Annotated in this window: 15 protein-coding genes; 8 read left to right on the top strand and 7 right to left on the bottom strand. The window is 61.0% G+C overall.

Going from position 1 to position 15,234, the window contains the following annotated elements:
• Positions 1-12: 12 nt before the first annotated feature.
• Positions 13-333 (top strand): GCN5-related N-acetyltransferase, encoded by a 321-nt coding sequence (locus CVE41_RS00945; protein WP_100259000.1) that lies wholly within the window; start codon positions 13-15, stop codon positions 331-333.
• Between the two features lie 19 nt (positions 334-352).
• Here CVE41_RS00945 and CVE41_RS00940 read toward each other — a convergent pair whose 3' ends face one another.
• From CVE41_RS00940 to CVE41_RS00915, 6 genes are all read right to left on the bottom strand, one after another.
• Positions 353-2,605 (bottom strand): M3 family metallopeptidase, encoded by a 2,253-nt coding sequence (locus CVE41_RS00940; RefSeq protein ID WP_100261302.1) that lies wholly within the window; start codon positions 2,603-2,605, stop codon positions 353-355.
• Positions 2,606-2,750: 145 nt separating this feature from the next.
• Positions 2,751-3,398, bottom strand: coding sequence for a hypothetical protein (locus CVE41_RS00935; protein WP_100258999.1), 648 nt, complete (start codon positions 3,396-3,398; stop codon positions 2,751-2,753).
• Positions 3,398-3,934, bottom strand: a complete 537-nt coding sequence (gene thpR / locus CVE41_RS00930) for an RNA 2',3'-cyclic phosphodiesterase (protein ID WP_100258998.1) — start codon at positions 3,932-3,934, stop codon at positions 3,398-3,400. The genes CVE41_RS00935 and thpR overlap by 1 nt, the downstream gene beginning before the upstream one ends.
• A gap of 24 nt (positions 3,935-3,958) precedes the next feature.
• On the bottom strand, positions 3,959-5,128 hold the full coding sequence (locus CVE41_RS00925) for a GGDEF domain-containing protein (RefSeq protein ID WP_100258997.1): 1,170 nt from the start codon (positions 5,126-5,128) through the stop codon (positions 3,959-3,961).
• Between the two features lie 125 nt (positions 5,129-5,253).
• Complete coding sequence (locus CVE41_RS00920) at positions 5,254-6,168, bottom strand: lysozyme (protein WP_232725734.1); 915 nt, start codon at positions 6,166-6,168, stop codon at positions 5,254-5,256.
• Positions 6,169-6,356: 188 nt separating this feature from the next.
• Positions 6,357-7,196, bottom strand: coding sequence for an META domain-containing protein (locus tag CVE41_RS00915; protein ID WP_198507685.1), 840 nt, complete (start codon positions 7,194-7,196; stop codon positions 6,357-6,359).
• Between the two features lie 313 nt (positions 7,197-7,509).
• Between CVE41_RS00915 and uvrA the strand changes: the two genes are divergently transcribed.
• The 7 genes from uvrA (at position 7,510) to CVE41_RS00885 (ending at position 14,326) form a co-directional block, all read left to right on the top strand.
• On the top strand, positions 7,510-10,437 hold the full coding sequence (uvrA, locus tag CVE41_RS00910) for an excinuclease ABC subunit UvrA (RefSeq protein ID WP_100258995.1): 2,928 nt from the start codon (positions 7,510-7,512) through the stop codon (positions 10,435-10,437).
• Between the two features lie 99 nt (positions 10,438-10,536).
• Positions 10,537-11,046, top strand: coding sequence for a hypothetical protein (locus CVE41_RS00905; protein WP_100258994.1), 510 nt, complete (start codon positions 10,537-10,539; stop codon positions 11,044-11,046).
• A gap of 89 nt (positions 11,047-11,135) precedes the next feature.
• Entirely contained in the window at positions 11,136-11,432 is a 297-nt protein-coding gene (locus CVE41_RS00900) for a hypothetical protein (protein WP_100258993.1), read from the top strand.
• 300 nt (positions 11,433-11,732) lie between these two features.
• Entirely contained in the window at positions 11,733-11,855 is a 123-nt protein-coding gene (locus tag CVE41_RS14915; RefSeq protein WP_269800157.1) for a hypothetical protein, read from the top strand.
• 116 nt (positions 11,856-11,971) lie between these two features.
• Positions 11,972-12,820, top strand: a complete 849-nt coding sequence (locus CVE41_RS00895; RefSeq protein ID WP_157799349.1) for a hypothetical protein — start codon at positions 11,972-11,974, stop codon at positions 12,818-12,820.
• Positions 12,813-13,349, top strand: a complete 537-nt coding sequence (locus tag CVE41_RS00890; RefSeq protein ID WP_100258991.1) for a hypothetical protein — start codon at positions 12,813-12,815, stop codon at positions 13,347-13,349. The genes CVE41_RS00895 and CVE41_RS00890 overlap by 8 nt, the downstream gene beginning before the upstream one ends.
• A gap of 215 nt (positions 13,350-13,564) precedes the next feature.
• A complete protein-coding gene (locus tag CVE41_RS00885; RefSeq protein ID WP_100258990.1) occupies positions 13,565-14,326 on the top strand; it encodes a hypothetical protein in 762 nt (253 codons plus the stop codon).
• Positions 14,327-14,355: 29 nt separating this feature from the next.
• Here CVE41_RS00885 and CVE41_RS00880 read toward each other — a convergent pair whose 3' ends face one another.
• Positions 14,356-14,868 carry a septal ring lytic transglycosylase RlpA family protein gene (locus CVE41_RS00880; protein WP_100261300.1) on the bottom strand — a complete coding sequence of 171 codons (513 nt, stop codon included), beginning with the start codon at positions 14,866-14,868 and terminating at the stop codon, positions 14,356-14,358.
• Between the last annotated feature and the right edge of the window lie 366 nt (positions 14,869-15,234).

Genomic DNA, 15,234 nt, shown 5'->3' with positions numbered 1-15,234 from the left:
CGTTGACCGGCCATGGCTGCCGATCATCTTGTCCAGCGCTGGTTCGCCCTGACGCGTGAGGAACTGCCTGCACTTTCCGGTGCACGCGGGTGGCCTGTACATCTCGACCATTGTTTCCAGCGCATCCTCCTCGACAATGCGACCGGCGGCCCCTGGCGCGACACGATAACCGCGCCTGCCTATCGCAATGCAAGCGATGAACAACTGGGGCTGGCGATCGCCCTTGGCGAACAGTCGATCGCTGGGGAGCAGGACATGGACCTCCTCAACGACAATTCACTCGCATGGCGCGGAAAAGGAAAAGGCCGGACCAACCGGCCCGGCCTTTCCTGATTTACGCTGACGATCAGCCTTAGTTGACGGCGTTGCCCGGAAGCTTGCCGTCCGACACTTCGCTGTCCGCCGCTTCGTCACCGGCGACGAGGCCGCGTGCTTCGAGCATCGGGGTCACATCCGGTGCCCGGCCAGCGAAGTTCTGGAACATCTGGAAGTAATCCATCGTCCCGCCACGGCTGAGCACGGTTGCGCGATAGTGATCGCCGTTCTCACGCGTGAGGCCGCCGTTCTCGATGAACCACTTGCGGCTGTCGCGATCGAGCATCTCGGTCCACAGGTAGCTGTAATAGCCGGCGGAATAACCCGCGGGCGAGCTGAAGATGTGGCTGAAATAGGTGCTGCGATAACGCGGCGGCACGAGGTCGATCTCGAGGCCGAGTTCTTCGAGCGAACGACGCTCGAACGCGTCGACCTTTTCCGGCGTATCGATCGCCGCTGCTTCGGCAGGCGACAAAGCGCTCCACTTCATATCCAGCAGGGCGGCTTCGACGACTTCGCCGAAATCATAGCCCTGGTTGAACTTTGCAGCGGCTTCGATCTTCTCGATCATCTCGTCGGGAATGGTTTCGCCGGTTTCGTAGTGCTTGGCGTAGTTCGAAAGCACGCTCGGCCAGGTGGCCCACATTTCATGGACCTGGCTGGGATATTCCACGAAATCGCGCGCCGTGGCGGTGCCCGACAGGCTTTCGTAACGCTGGTCGGCAAAGAAGCCGTGCAGCGCGTGGCCGAACTCGTGGAAAGTAGTGTTCACCCAGTCGAAGCTGACCAGCTGGACTTCGCCTTCCGGCGCCTTGGGGATGTTGAGCACATTGTAGATCACCGGCTTGGTGCCATACAAATGGCTCTGTTCCACGAAATTGCTCATCCATGCGCCGCCGCGCTTGGACGGGCGCTGGAACGGGTCGAAATAGAAAATGCCCAGTTCGCTGCCGTCACGATCGAACACGGTGTAGGTCGTCACGTCCGGGTGATAGACTGGCAGGTCGGTGCGCTTCTGGAAGGTGAGGCCGTAGAGCTTCTCGGCCATGTAGAACACGCCGTCCTCGAGCACCTTGTCGAGCACGAAATATTCCATCACCGCGTCTTCATCGAGGTCGAATTGTTCGGCCTTGATGCGGTTGGCATAGCGATACCAGTCCCACGGCTTCACAGAGTAATCGCCGCCGTCGGCAGCAATCGCGGCCGTCAGCATGGCGGCTTCACGGCGCTGGGTCGCGGCGAGGGCGGGGACCATCTGCTCCATGAAATCGAGCGCGGTCTTGGGCTTTTCGGCCATGCGATCCCACATGGCGTAGCTGGCCCAGTCGGCTTCACCGAACAGCGCCGCCTTGTCGGCGCGCAGCTTGGCGATCTTGGCGATCAGCATGCGCGTATCGACATCGGTCGTGCCGTCCGCACGGTGATAGCTCGCCATGAACAGCTTTTCGCGGGCGTCGCGGTTTTCCATGCTCGGAAGCAGCGGCTGCTGCGTCGTGTTCTGGAGCGCGATGGCATACTTGCCGTCGAAGCCCTTCTCGGTTGCGAGATCGGCAGCCGACCTGATGTCGCTGTCCGAAAGTCCGGCGAGTTCTTCGCGGCTGTCGAAGATGACCGGCTGGTCGCTCATCGCGGCGCGTGCGTCCTGACTGAACTCGGTCGTCAGCGTCGACAGCTGCGAGTTGATTGCCTTGACCTGCTCGCGCTCGGCATCGCTCAGCAGCGCGCCGGCGTGGACCATGCCTTCGTAAGTAGTTTCGAGCAGCTTTGCGTCCTCGACCGTCATCGTCATCGCGGCGCGGTTGTCATAGACCGCCTTTACTCGGGCGAAGAGGACGGGATCGAGCGTGATCGCGTCATAATGCTCGGTCAAATTAGGGCTGATTTCGGTGTTGATTTCGTCCAGGCGATCGGTCGTGTTCGAACCGGTGAGGGCGAAGAAGACCGTGTTGATGCGGCCCAGCATGCCGCCGGCCTTTTCCAGCGCGACGATGGTGTTCTCGAAATTGGGGGCGGCCGGGTTGTTCTTGATCGCCTCGATCTCGGCCTTGTGGATCATCATCGCCTGCTCATAGGCAGGGAGATAATCGTCTTCCGAAATCTTGGTGAAATCGGGCGCGTAGAAGGGAAGATCGCTGCGGTCAGCGAAATAGCCGGTGCCTGCCGGGATGTCCGGATTGTAGGCCTGGGCTTCTTGCAGGTCTGCCAAGGGGTCACCTTCTTCGGTGTTGATGGTTGCGCAGCCGGCAAGCAGTGCTGCGGCGGCGGTGGTGGCCAAAATCTGGGCCTTCATGGTCTCTCCAATAATCGGCGAAAGGCGAATGAACGAATGTGCATTCGCAATATGGTTTCCTTTGCGACAATGGCGCATGAACAGGAATTGCAGGCGAAGTGCAAGTTTCGCGCGTCGAACCGTCGACGGTGGTCTGCAAAGGCGATCAGTCGAGCGTCTTGCCCTGACCGCGTTCGGCCTGCTTCTTGGCGGCTTCCGCGGCTTCTTCAAGCGCCTGGCGGTTCACCGTGACGATACGCGGCTTGCCTCCGGTGTCGTCGACCACCAGCCATAACGAACCGAGCTCGAAATAGGCGCCTTGGTCCTGGTCGACCGTCATTTGCGACAGGTCCAGATCGCGCAGGACCGAAACCATGCGCTGGTCGAATACCTCATCGAACAGGGTGTCGACCTGATCCTCGGTCAGTTCGCGCCGCTCGCCCTCTGCATCGATATACAGCAGCGGAAGGCCCACCTGTTCGAGCATGCGGGTCTTGTCGCCGCTTTGCGCCGCCTCGCGCAACGTCTCGATCGCGGCTTCGAACTGGCTCGGGCTGGTTCCGGTGGCACAGGAGATCGCGCCGCCGTTAACCGCATCGTGGGCCCGGTCGAATTCGACATCCGGTTCTTCCTGTTCCGACCACACGAGCAAGAGGCAATTCTCGGCAGGATCGGCTTTGGCCTCCTTTTCGACGACCTGCACCAAGGGCTCGCGCTGGTCGTCCGGCACCAGAATGTCAGACGGCGCGGGAGAGCACGCTGCAAGTGCAGTTGCGAGGCCGATTAGCGGGAAAAGGCGGGGTGTCAGTGTCATTACTGCGCAGGATAGCGGACAATGGGGGTGTAGATCGACCCCTCGGGATGCAATTCGCTCTCGAACAGGACGAATTCCTGCACGGTCCACGGCTCCAGCCGCATGCGACTGGTTTCGGACAGGAAAGCATGGGCCGGACCGCTCGCGGTATTGAGGCGGGCGAGGGTGATGTGGGGGAGGAATTTGCGCCCTTCAGGCTCTATGCCGACATCCTGGCATGCGCGCTCTACCTTGCGCTGCAGGCGGATAAGCGGCTCGCTGGGTTCGACGCCTGCCCACAAGGCACGTAAGATACCTTTTCTCTCAAAGTAACCGGAACTTGCGATGACAAGGTCGAAGCTTTCGAAGATGATCGAGCTGAGTCCTTCGGCAAGATCGTCGGCCTGGTGTGTCTCCACATCGCCGACATAGCGAAGCGTCAGGTGGAGCTGGTCGTCATCCTGCCAGCGGGCATTTTCTACGCCTTCCATCAGGTCCGTAAGCCGGTCGCGGACGGAGGAAGGTGGACGTAGTCCGACGAACACGCGGTGACTCATAGCGTAGTCCGAACGCGATCGATGTCAGCGATCGACCTGCCGCACGCGGTTCCGGCCGTCGGTCTTGGCATCGTACATTGCCGCATCGGCGAGCCTGAGGCTCTCGTCGATGGTGCTGCCACGACGGTGCGGGCCGATGCCGATCGAGGCACTGGTCGCGCCGCTCGGCAGTCCGATCACTTCGTGCAGCATCGAAAGACCTTCACGCAGATCCTCGGCGAACACCAGCGCGCTATTGGCGTCGGGCTCGTCGAGGAAGACGCAGAATTCCTCGCCGCCAAGCCGGGCAGCGAAATGGTGGCCTTCGCCGTATGAGCGCAAGGCATCGCGCATCAGCTTGCTCGCCTCGACCAGCGCCTTGTCGCCCATGTCGTGACCGTAACTGTCGTTGATCTTCTTGAAGTGGTCGAGGTCGATCAGCAGCAGGTGGGCGGTCTCCTGAGTCTGGCCGTCGACCAATCCGTATTCGAAAAGGGCGCGGCGGTTGTAGAGACCGGTGAGCGGGTCGTGCTTGGCAAGGAATTCCGCCTGGGCAAGTGCCTCGGCAAGGTCTTCGTTGAGGCGGCGGTTCTCCACCAGCATGTCTGCGGAGACACTACGCTGCTGCGCGGAAGCGAAGGCAAACATGGATACTCCGATCACAAGGGCGGTCGTGCCGAAACCGTAAGGCATCAGGGCGTCTCCCGCGAAGAGATAGAGTCCGACAAAGAGCGTGAGCAGAAAGCCCAGCATGAAGGCAAATGTCTGTTTGCGAAGCGGCGCGGTCATTGTCACGATCAGGCCGACGCCGGTGATGGTCCCGGCAGCGATCACCAGCCGCAATGGCTCTTCCAGCGGCTGGGCAAGCGAGGGAAGAAGAAGATACGCCCAGCTCATCCCGCCGAAAAACAGCATGATAGTCAGTATCCGGAGCGCAGGGTCCAGAGAGTGCCCACTGTCGATGCGTCGGCGGAGGTGGTTGTAGGAAATGTGTGCGCCAACAAGCGCGAGCACCCGCATGACAAGGGGCAGGACATAGGCGGCGGGATTGGCAAGGAACAACGCAGCGACTGCAATCGCAACTACCCCGAGGACGTTGGCCGAGAACGCACGTTGTTCGGTGATGAGCACGGACCGAACTGTTTCGCGCCAGCTTTCGCGTAGCCAGTCTGCGTCCCGCTCGGGAGCGACAATAAAGCCAGTTGCCGTCTTCACGCGGCTTCCCCTTTTACCTCACCTTCGACCCATGGTGGGTGAGGCCTCGCGCATGCCTTATGACATAAGCAAGCAACTTACAATGTTGCGCGAAAACATGCCGATTCTGTTATGAATAGAAAAGCCTAGGTGTCCCTTGGGTTCTCATAGCTCGCTTCCATGAACATCTGTGCACGCCTTTCGGACCGGAATTCCAGCCCACGCGCGACCTTGCCGGCGGCATGTGTGTAGTCGAGCTCGGCAGCGATCCGCTCGTAGTCGCCCGCCTGGATCGCCGCATTGAGCCTCGGGCTCTCTGCTTGGGACACATTGCCCAGGCCGACATTGTAGACGAGGTCGAGCAGGGCATCGAATTCATGCTGAAACAGCGGCAGGTCACCCACCAGTATGCGGACGCCACGCTCTGCCGTTTCGAGATCCTTCTCGAGAAGCGAGAGCACGCGCTCTTCCGATACACGATCGCCCACGCGCAGATTGTCCTGCGGCGTTACCAAATGGCCTACGCCGACCGTGGGATAGCCAGCAACATCGCGATAGACGGTGTAGCGAACGCCTTCTTCCTCGATGAGCGCCTGCTTGAATGTATCGCTGGCCTTCATCAGGGCGGCAGGCTTACGGATGTCCTGCTCTTCCGCAGCCATCACGTAGGTTGCCGTCATATCCGGCTTGCTGCGTGCGTTCTGCGTCGGAGGCCCGGTAAAGGCCGCCAGTCCGACTGCTCCTGCGCCCATCATCAACGTCGCCCGCTTTCGCGAAGACAGTTTGGGTTTGACGTTGAATACCTGCTGGGCCGCCTTGCGCGCCCGTTTGAGCTCGCTGCGGTGGCGGCGATGTTGCTTTATCCGCTTGAGTAACCTGCGCGCACGCTTCTGCTCACCTGCGTGGGGTGTAGCAGTCCAGTTTTCGCTATCGAGTGGCCGATCGAGTTCACGCATGATGGCGCGAATGCGTTCGTCCTGAAGCGAACCGGATATGGGCGCAGGGCGTAAGCGATCGGGTGACGGTGCGACCCGATCCTTTTGCTCGACTTCCTGCTTCATTGTAATTTCTATTCCCGTAATATCTGGATTTAGGACCCTTCGTACATTGCCGAAAAGCCGGGCCGGATTACGGCCTGTGTTACCCAATCAACGGATTGACGGACCGAAAGGGTCCACGCTTCACCGCGCCTGACACTCGGTTGGGAGAGTGTCGACGGTGCAGGGATTCATGGATTAGCTGCTTATTTTCAGTTATTTAAGGGTAAAGGCGGTGGGGGAGGCGGTTCGGCCTCTCCGGGCGGGGGTGGCGGCAATTTCGGCGGGTTCATGACGCTCTCGAGCGATTGAAGGTCGAGCCGGCCGCCCTTGTCGCCCGTTCCATCGAGCAGGGTGATGTGGTCTTTACCAGTTCGGATCACGGCAGGGCTGGCCGACAACAGCCCCATTACGAGGCTCCTGCCGTTATCGCTATCCCGCTTGAGCGCCTCGCACTGGATCCTGGCACCATCCCTGTTCTTCAGGCGGCCGTCAGCAGTCCATTCGATGTCGATCGAGGTGCCGGGACATTCCGACCATTCGATGTTGCCATTCCCGATAGTGACCACACCTGCCTTCTCGCCGATGCCGAAGCCCGAATAGCCCCATCCGTCGTAAGTGGACGCCATTTGCGGCACCCACTTGCCCGTCACGAAATCGCGTTCGGGGATGTTGGCCAGCCGCCAGGCTTCCGGCTCTACCAATACGAGTTCCGTACCCCCGCTTTTCAACAGCAGCCGGGTTTCTCCAACCCGGTTCACTGTAGGGTTTGTACCGAAGAAGCCGAAGAACCTGCCGTCACGGCCTTCCCATTCGGCGGGACACCCCATCAAAGTCTGGATGCGCGAACCATCGCCGGAGTCCCGAAGTATCCCATCTTCACCCAGCGTTGCCGGATTACTGGAGTGATTGCAGCCGACCGAATAGGCCAGCCCATCGTCGTTGACCTGGACATAGGCGCTGCGCCAGCCGACTCCTTCGCGCCAGTCCGGCGAAAATTCCTCAAAGCGTTCGACCAGCCAGAACCCCTCGATCGCCCCGAGCGAGGTCACTGGCGCGCCGATCTCAAGCGCGGGTGTCGCAGTTTCGGGGCCGACAATGTCGCCTCCGGATGTAGGCTCATCGCTGCACCCGGCAAGGCAAGTTGCTGAAAGGAAGGCGCTTATCGAAAGGAGTGAGCGTGGGATGGTCATGCATTGAGAACCCGCGTGGCGGCTTTCGGGGTCCCGGCTTGTATTCGCCGAGGGCAAAACCCACATTTGCGGAACCCCCGCGCTTCTCGTCCGCTGCCCTCACTGAAGGGCTGGACCTCCCATAATCGCGGCCCCTTGACCAAAGCGAACAATTCGGGAACACGCTTCCTTCATGGCACTTACCAAAATCTCCGTACGCGGCGCGCGCGAGCATAATCTCAAGGGCGTGGATATCGACCTGCCGCGCGACAGCCTGATCGTGATCACGGGCCTGTCCGGCTCGGGCAAGTCGAGCCTGGCGTTCGATACGATCTATGCGGAAGGCCAGCGGCGTTACGTTGAATCGCTGAGCGCCTATGCGCGCCAGTTCCTCGAGATGATGCAGAAGCCTGATGTCGAACATATCGACGGGCTCTCTCCCGCGATCTCGATCGAGCAGAAGACCACCAGCCGCAACCCGCGCTCGACCGTGGCGACGGTGACCGAGATCTACGATTACATGCGCCTTTTGTGGGCGAGGGTGGGCGTACCCTATTCGCCGACCACCGGTCTGCCGATCGAGGCGCAGACCGTTTCCAACATGGTCGACCGGGTCATGGAACTGCCCGAAGGCACGCGGCTATACCTGCTCGCGCCGGTCGTGCGCGGGCGCAAGGGCGAATACCGCAGGGAACTGGCCGAATGGCAGAAGGCGGGCTTCACCCGCGTACGCATCGACGGCGAGATGTATCCGATCGAGGAAGCACCCGCGCTCGACAAGAAATTCAAGCACGACATCGAAGTGGTCGTCGATCGCCTTGCGGTAAAGGAGGGCCTCGAAACGCGCCTCGCCGACAGTTTCGAGACTGCGCTGAAGCTCGCCGACGGGCTCGCCTATGTGGACCTTGCCGATGGCGTGGTGCCGGGGCGCGAAGACGAGGCCGAGGGCGGCGGTGCGATGAAGGGCGCGGGGCTGCCTGCCAACCGGATCGTGTTCTCCGAGCGCTTCAGCTGCCCGGTGTCCGGCTTCACCATCGAGGAAGTCGAGCCGCGCCTGTTCTCCTTCAACGCGCCGCAAGGCGCCTGCCCCACCTGCGACGGGATCGGCGAAAAGCAGCTCTTCGACCCACAGCTGGTCGTGCCCAACGAGGCGCTGTCCTTGAAGAAGGGCGCCGTGGTGCCCTGGGCGAAGAGCAATCCGCCGTCGCCCTATTACATGCAGGTGCTGGCCAGCCTCGCGAAGGAATACGAGTTCGATCTCACCACTCCGTGGGAAGATTTCGACAAGGAAATCCGCGATATCATCCTCTACGGTACCCGCGGCCGCGCCATTCCGCTCACCTTCAAGGACGGGCGCAAGCAGTACACGGTGAAGAAGCCGTTCGAGGGCGTGATCGGCAACCTCAACCGCCGCCTGCTGCAGACCGAAAGCGCGTGGATGCGCGAGGAGCTGTCCAAATTCCAGACCGCGCAGCCGTGCGAGACCTGCCATGGCAAGCGCCTGAATGAGAAGGCGCTGGCGGTGAAGATCGCCGGGACCGACATCGCCACACCCACCAAGATGAGCGTGGCCGATGCGAAGGCCTATTTCCTCAAGCTGCCCGATGACCTGAACGACACGCAAAGGCAGATCGCCAAGGCCATCCTCAAGGAAATCAACGAGCGGCTGGGCTTCCTCGACAATGTGGGGCTCGACTACCTCAATCTCGACCGGACCTCGGGAACCCTGTCCGGTGGCGAAAGCCAGCGCATCCGCCTCGCCAGCCAGATCGGCTCGGGGCTGTCGGGCGTGCTCTACGTGCTCGACGAGCCGAGCATCGGCCTGCACCAGCGCGATAACGACCGGCTGCTCGAAACGCTCAAGCGCCTGCGCGATCTCGGCAATACGGTGATCGTCGTCGAGCATGACGAGGACGCAATCCGCCAGGCGGACCATGTGGTCGACCTCGGCCCCGGCGCAGGCGTGCGCGGGGGCGAGGTGGTGGCGCAGGGCACGCTGAAACAGGTGCTCAAGAGCAAGAAGTCGCTTACCGCAGACTATCTCACCGGCCGCCGCGAAATCAGCGTTCCGGCCACCCGCCGCAAGGGCAACGGACACGCGCTTACGGTCCATGGCGCGCGGGCGAACAATCTCAACAACGTGACCGCCTCCATCCCGCTCGGCACCTTCACCTGCATCACCGGCGTCTCGGGCTCGGGCAAGTCGTCTTTCACCATCGACACGCTCTACGCCTCCGCGGCTCGCACACTGAACGGCGCACGCGTGGTCGCGGGTGCGCACGACAAGGTCACCGGCCTCGAATATTGCGACAAGGTGATCGAGATCGACCAGTCGCCCATCGGCCGCACCCCGCGCTCCAACCCGGCAACCTACACCGGCGCCTTCACCCAGATCCGCGACTGGTTCGCCGGCCTCCCCGAAGCCAAGGCGCGCGGCTACAAGCCCGGCCGCTTCAGCTTCAACGTCAAGGGCGGCCGCTGCGAGGCGTGCCAGGGCGACGGGCTGATCAAGATCGAGATGCACTTCCTGCCCGACGTCTACGTGACGTGCGAGGAATGCCACGGCAAGCGCTACAACCGCGAAACGCTGGAAGTGAAGTTCAAGGGTCACTCCATCGCCGACGTGCTCGACATGACGATCGAGGATGCGGAGGTCTTCTTCAAGGCCGTCCCCCCGATCCGCGACAAGATGCACATGCTGAACGAGGTGGGGCTGGGCTACGTCAAGGTCGGCCAGCAGGCGACCACGCTGTCAGGCGGCGAGGCGCAGCGGGTGAAGCTGGCCAAGGAACTGTCCAAGCGCAGCACAGGCCAGACGCTCTACATCCTCGACGAGCCCACCACGGGCCTGCATTTCGAGGATGTCCGCAAGCTCCTCGAAGTGCTGCACCGGCTGGTGGAGCAGGGCAATTCGGTGGTGGTGATCGAGCACAATCTCGACGTCATCAAGACCGCCGACCACATCCTCGACCTTGGCCCCGGAGGCGGCGTACGCGGCGGCGAGATCGTGGCGCAGGGCACCCCGGAGGAAGTGGCCGAGGTGCCGGAAAGCTATACCGGACACTACCTCAAGCCCATGCTCGAGCGCGCCAGCAGGCCCGAAGCCGAAGCGGCGGAATAACCCGCCGCCCGCGCGGCAAGGCCCCCGATTGACCCCACCCCGCAATGCGATAGGATCGCAGGCAGGGACGCGCCGCAAACCTGCGACGGGGGCCGCGCCATGCAGCTTGAGAGCTTTTTCCTGACCACCGCCGAAATCGCCGTCGTGCTGATCGGTTTCGTGACCGTGTTCCTCACCTTCGTGATGGGCGGACGCGAAGTCGGGATGGCCGACCGCATGCACAGCCGCTCGCTGCTGATCGGCTCCTATCCCATGCTGATCGTCCCGCTCATACCCATCGCCGCGATGCACTACGGCGCCAGCGAGCAACAGGCCCTGTTCGCCTTCCACCTGGCGGGCGCGGCGATGATGACGCTGGTCGGCCTGACCATGGGCCTGTTCTACCTGAGGGTGGGGGCAGCCAACTGGCGCGCCATCGGGACGGTGCACAATGTCACCTCGTGGTCGGCCGGAACGCTGTCCAGCGCCGTCTTTGCCGCAGGGGCGCTGGGATATGCGCCCGCGGGCAACGCCGTCGTGGCCGTGATCCTGGTGTTCCTGATGAGCGCAACCGCCCTGTTCAGCTTCGCGGCACAGCAAATGCACCTGTTCGACTGGAAGAACCCCTGAGCGCGAGGGCAAGAGCCCGCCACACCAGATCTTAACTTTGCCAGGGCACCCTTGGAGGCGTATCATCGTCACCGCTTGGGAGGGCACGCATGATGAAATGGGTAGCTTTTATCATTGCCGCAGTGGTCGGCTTCCTGGTCGCTTTCAGCTGGTCGAACAGCGACGAGATCGGGGCGGAGGTGGACCGCAAGCTGGACGAGGACTTCGTCGAGCAATGCGTCGCCCGCGCGCGCTTCCCGGCGGAATTCCAGTCCAAGGCCCCGCAAATCTGCGGCTGCATGAAACGCGAATTCGACCGCCGCGGCTTCAAACTGACCGACGCCTTCGGCGAGGACAATGCGGAGATGCGGACCGTCGTGCAGGGCTGCGCGCGCAACGCGATGTAGGGGGGGGTAGTGGTGGTGAGATTGTCGCCCGAGGCACGTCGGAGGACTTGGCCGAGTTGCCAGAAGGGTCAACTGTCCAGTACCAGAAGTCGATGCTGGAGCGGCAACGGGAGTAGTAGGTCATAATAAACAAAAGCTTGCTGAGAAAACTCTGCTCGTTTATCTTGGCCTCCTTGTGCAGCCGAAAGCGTGTGGCGAACACCTCGGGGCTGCTTCTAAAACCGGAAGTTTGCCATAGCTGGCCTTAAGCGCGGTATTCGGCTCATCAAGAGGTCCGCGCTAGATTGAGGAGGACTGCATATGCAGATTACCTTCGCCATCGAAGCCAGCCAGCCTAATGGAGCGACGTTCCGATTGGGCATGGGGATTGCTATCCCCGTTGGCTTGATCTTGGCGCTGCTCAGTTTTTTTGGGCTGTCTTGATGTAACGGGGAGCGTCTTGGCGACAAGGCGCTCCTTATTTTTAATATATTCTCGAATATCAATAGACTAGACGTTGCACATGGTTCAGAAGTGAAATTACGCTTCACGGGGGTTGTATGCAAAAGTGGCTACATGTTTTTCGTATTCGATGCGAGCCGTTCGATCAAACTGATCTGTTCGCCGAAGAACGTGAAGCGTCTGATGTTATTCTAGATTCGATATTGGCCCATCCCACGGCTGAAGTAGGTGGTGGTAGTGAGTGGCATATTGCGGCAGCCGAGAAATTTGCCGGTCGAGCCATAATCTTCCAGTTCGGAAGGGTGCAGTCGATCACAAGTCCACAATATGATGGAACGCGGGAGCGTTTCTACGAGGCTGAAGCTGAGCGTGCTCCGTACGTGCATGGCGTGTTTGACGGCGAAACCCAGGCGTGTGTCATTGAGAAAAAATCGGGTGTGACAGCTAAACCTAGTGAGGTTGCAGCTAAACTCCAGAAGTTGTTGAATAGTGTCGATTTTCCCGCGAAGTCTGGATTTCGCGTGGTGGTCGATGAGCTCCGCGATCCTGAGAACTTTATCGAACAGGTTCGGCAGGCGGAGCGTATCACACGCTTTCAGTTTACCGCCGAGTTTGAGAACCCGCATGACGTCTACAAATTGATTCACGAACCTGCGGAGCAGTATAACGAGCAGATCAGGGGGCAAAAAACTACGGTCGAAACTCGCGGTGAAGATTTAAACAAGGATGTGGTGGAGGAGATGGCTCGAAGTGCGGCTTCTGTGGGCGATACCGCCAGTGCGACTATCCTTGATGGCGAGCGAGGCAGGGGCAGGGTCATCTATCTCAGAGGGACACCGCTCCTTGAGAAATTGGAATTTTCCGCTGGGCTGGAGGATATCAAAGAGCGAATGCTTGCGGCATTGAAAGCTGCTTATATCCGGCTGAGGTATCCACGGGATGATTGAAGAATATTGGAGTTGGTTTAGCGCAAAATCCGGCCGCAAAACAGGATACCGCCTGCTATTTTCGCGATGGACCTTACTCGATCTGGGCGTTGCTGCGGCTCTTACCATCGGACTTAAGCTGAATGGCTTCGAATTTGCTCAAAAAGCGTTGTTCCCAGCGGCTTCGATTTTGGCTGGCATGGCGTTCGCTTGGACCTCTCGGGCATCGACGATACTAAATAACGCAGAGTTTAGGGATAGAATAATTGGTGAAAATAATCCTTTAAGCGACTATGTTTATGGCTTTCAGACCTCTATTCTTATTTTATTTTGTTGCGTTGTTTATATAGCAATCATGGCTGCTGGGGGATTTTCATTTTCCTTCATCAGTGATGACGTGTCTGTTTTTATATCGTCATTTTGGATGTATTTTCTGATATCAATAACAATACGGGAGTGTTGGTCAGTGATCAACTTCACCAATCTGCTAACCCTCCTCGACGATCACACGCGTGATCGACCGACTGACAAGGATGGGCATGGAAAGTGAAGTTCCTGTCCTACTTCCCAATCCCCTTTTAATTACGCCGGTTCACTCCAATCCATGAGGTGAACCATGAATCTTGTTTATTGTTTGCGCCCTCAAACGCCGGGCGGCGCACGTCCGTGCGCCTTGGCTTCCTCGCATAAGCTCGGGCGGCCGGTCGGCCTTGCCTCGCCTATCGGCTCGGTACTTTCGCCACACGCCTGCGTTGGAGGGGCCGCATGAACGCCATCGTCCCGATCGAAACCGCTCCGACCCACGGTCCGCATGGGGAGGGGCGGACGGTGTTGACGCCTTCGCTCCAGGCGGAGTTTCTCAAGAGCCTCCAGCTGTTCGGCAATGTCCGGCTCGCGTGCCGGGCGGCCTCGTGCTCGGCGCAGACGGCTTATCGGGCGCGGCGGCGCTCCTCCGGCTTTGCGCGGGCGTGGGATGCGGCGCTGCTCGCGGCGCGGGCTTCGGCAGAGGCAACGCTCGCCGATCGCGCGATCAACGGGGTGGAGGAGGCGGTCTATTACCACGGCGAGGAGGTGGCGCGGCGCAGGCGCTATTCCGACCGCCTGCTGCTCGCGCACCTGGCGCGGCTCGACCGGCTCGAGGAAAAGCCCGAAATCGCGGCCGAGCTGGATGTGCTCGACGACCGGATCGAGGCGCTGGAGCGGGGCGAGGAACTGGCGGCGGCGCGCTCTCCGCAAGAATTGGCCCAGGACTGTGTTCCACCCGTTCCACTCTGTAGGGAATGCGGGGCACAATCCGACACGCTGGACGAGGAGGACATGTGCGCGTGCTGCGCCACATGGGTCGAGCGGGTGCTGGCAATGCACGATGCGCGGCCTGCCGATGCGCCGAGCATCGAGGAACAGGCGGAGGCGCTGGGGATGGAGCCTCTCGCGCTGGAGGAGCTGCAGCTATCCGCCTACGAGGGGCGCAGGCAGGAGTGGTGGCTCTTCACCGGAGAGGACCGGAAGGGCGCGTTCGTGTGGTAGCGGCGAGGGGCTGGCGCGAAGGCGCGGGCCTACTTCACCAGCTCCAGCTCTACCGAGCCGTGACCGCGCTGGATGATGCCGATCTCTTGGGCCGCGGCGCGGCTGAGGTCGATGGTGCGGCCATGTGCGTAGGGACCGCGGTCGTTGATGCGCACGATGACCGAAGCCCCCGTGCGCGGGTTGGTGACCTGGACCAGGCTTCCGAAGGGCAGCGTCTTGTGCGCAGCTGTCATGGCGTTCATGTCGAACCGCTCGCCATTGGCGGTGCGGCGGCCGTGGAACCGGCGGCCGTAATAGGAGGCAACCCCGCTGCCGAGCGAAGTCGTGACAGGCTCCACCTCGATCGGGGGATCGAAGGTGCCGAGATCCACCGCCTCCGGACCCGGCGCAGGCGCAGCGGGCAGGGGGGCGTACTCGGCGAAGCTCGCCTGGAAATGGGTGTCGGATACTGGGGTAAGCTCGCGCTCTTCCGAATGACCGGCAGTGCCGGGCAGCACCAGTGCTGCAACGAAGAGTGCGCTGCGTAGCGCGCGTTTGGCCATGAATGGACCTCCCGTTCGGTTCGGGAGGATATAGGCGATGCGCCGCGCGGAGTCGTTAACGTGGACGGAAACTGCCTCGTTTTGGCCACGTTTCAGCGTGTCGATACGGAGGTGGTCGCGCTTTCCTACTGCATCTGGGGTGTGCCAGGTGGCGTGCATACCAGAGAGCGATTCGGGGCATCTGGAGGCAGTTGCGTGATTGGCGGGGAAGGGTGCCGCATAGCAAATGGGGCCGGCATTGCTGCCGACCCCACTCTCACCGATACGTGGCCGTGTTCCTTCAACCGAAGTTCAAGGGACGCAGACTTGGCATCCGATGTTTTCCCTTCCGTTCCGTCCGAAGACTTCCCTTCCGGTTCTGTCACC

It is taken from the genome of Qipengyuania seohaensis (assembly GCF_002795865.1).
GTDB classification, from domain to species: domain Bacteria; phylum Pseudomonadota; class Alphaproteobacteria; order Sphingomonadales; family Sphingomonadaceae; genus Qipengyuania; species Qipengyuania seohaensis.
This window is presented reverse-complemented; position numbering and strand designations above follow the sequence as displayed.

Coding starts and splice junctions, on each gene's coding strand:
- CVE41_RS00945 (WP_100259000.1), top strand. CDS start 13: ATGGCTGCCGATCATCTTGTCCAGCGCTGGTTCGCCCTGACGCGTGAG.
- CVE41_RS00940 (WP_100261302.1), bottom strand. CDS start 2,605: ATGAAGGCCCAGATTTTGGCCACCACCGCCGCCGCAGCACTGCTTGCC.
- CVE41_RS00935 (WP_100258999.1), bottom strand. CDS start 3,398: ATGACACTGACACCCCGCCTTTTCCCGCTAATCGGCCTCGCAACTGCA.
- thpR (WP_100258998.1), bottom strand. CDS start 3,934: ATGAGTCACCGCGTGTTCGTCGGACTACGTCCACCTTCCTCCGTCCGC.
- CVE41_RS00920 (WP_232725734.1), bottom strand. CDS start 6,168: ATGAAGCAGGAAGTCGAGCAAAAGGATCGGGTCGCACCGTCACCCGAT.
- uvrA (WP_100258995.1), top strand. CDS start 7,510: ATGGCACTTACCAAAATCTCCGTACGCGGCGCGCGCGAGCATAATCTC.
- CVE41_RS00905 (WP_100258994.1), top strand. CDS start 10,537: ATGCAGCTTGAGAGCTTTTTCCTGACCACCGCCGAAATCGCCGTCGTG.
- CVE41_RS00900 (WP_100258993.1), top strand. CDS start 11,136: ATGATGAAATGGGTAGCTTTTATCATTGCCGCAGTGGTCGGCTTCCTG.
- CVE41_RS14915 (WP_269800157.1), top strand. CDS start 11,733: ATGCAGATTACCTTCGCCATCGAAGCCAGCCAGCCTAATGGAGCGACG.
- CVE41_RS00895 (WP_157799349.1), top strand. CDS start 11,972: ATGCAAAAGTGGCTACATGTTTTTCGTATTCGATGCGAGCCGTTCGAT.
- CVE41_RS00890 (WP_100258991.1), top strand. CDS start 12,813: ATGATTGAAGAATATTGGAGTTGGTTTAGCGCAAAATCCGGCCGCAAA.
- CVE41_RS00885 (WP_100258990.1), top strand. CDS start 13,565: ATGAACGCCATCGTCCCGATCGAAACCGCTCCGACCCACGGTCCGCAT.
- CVE41_RS00880 (WP_100261300.1), bottom strand. CDS start 14,868: ATGGCCAAACGCGCGCTACGCAGCGCACTCTTCGTTGCAGCACTGGTG.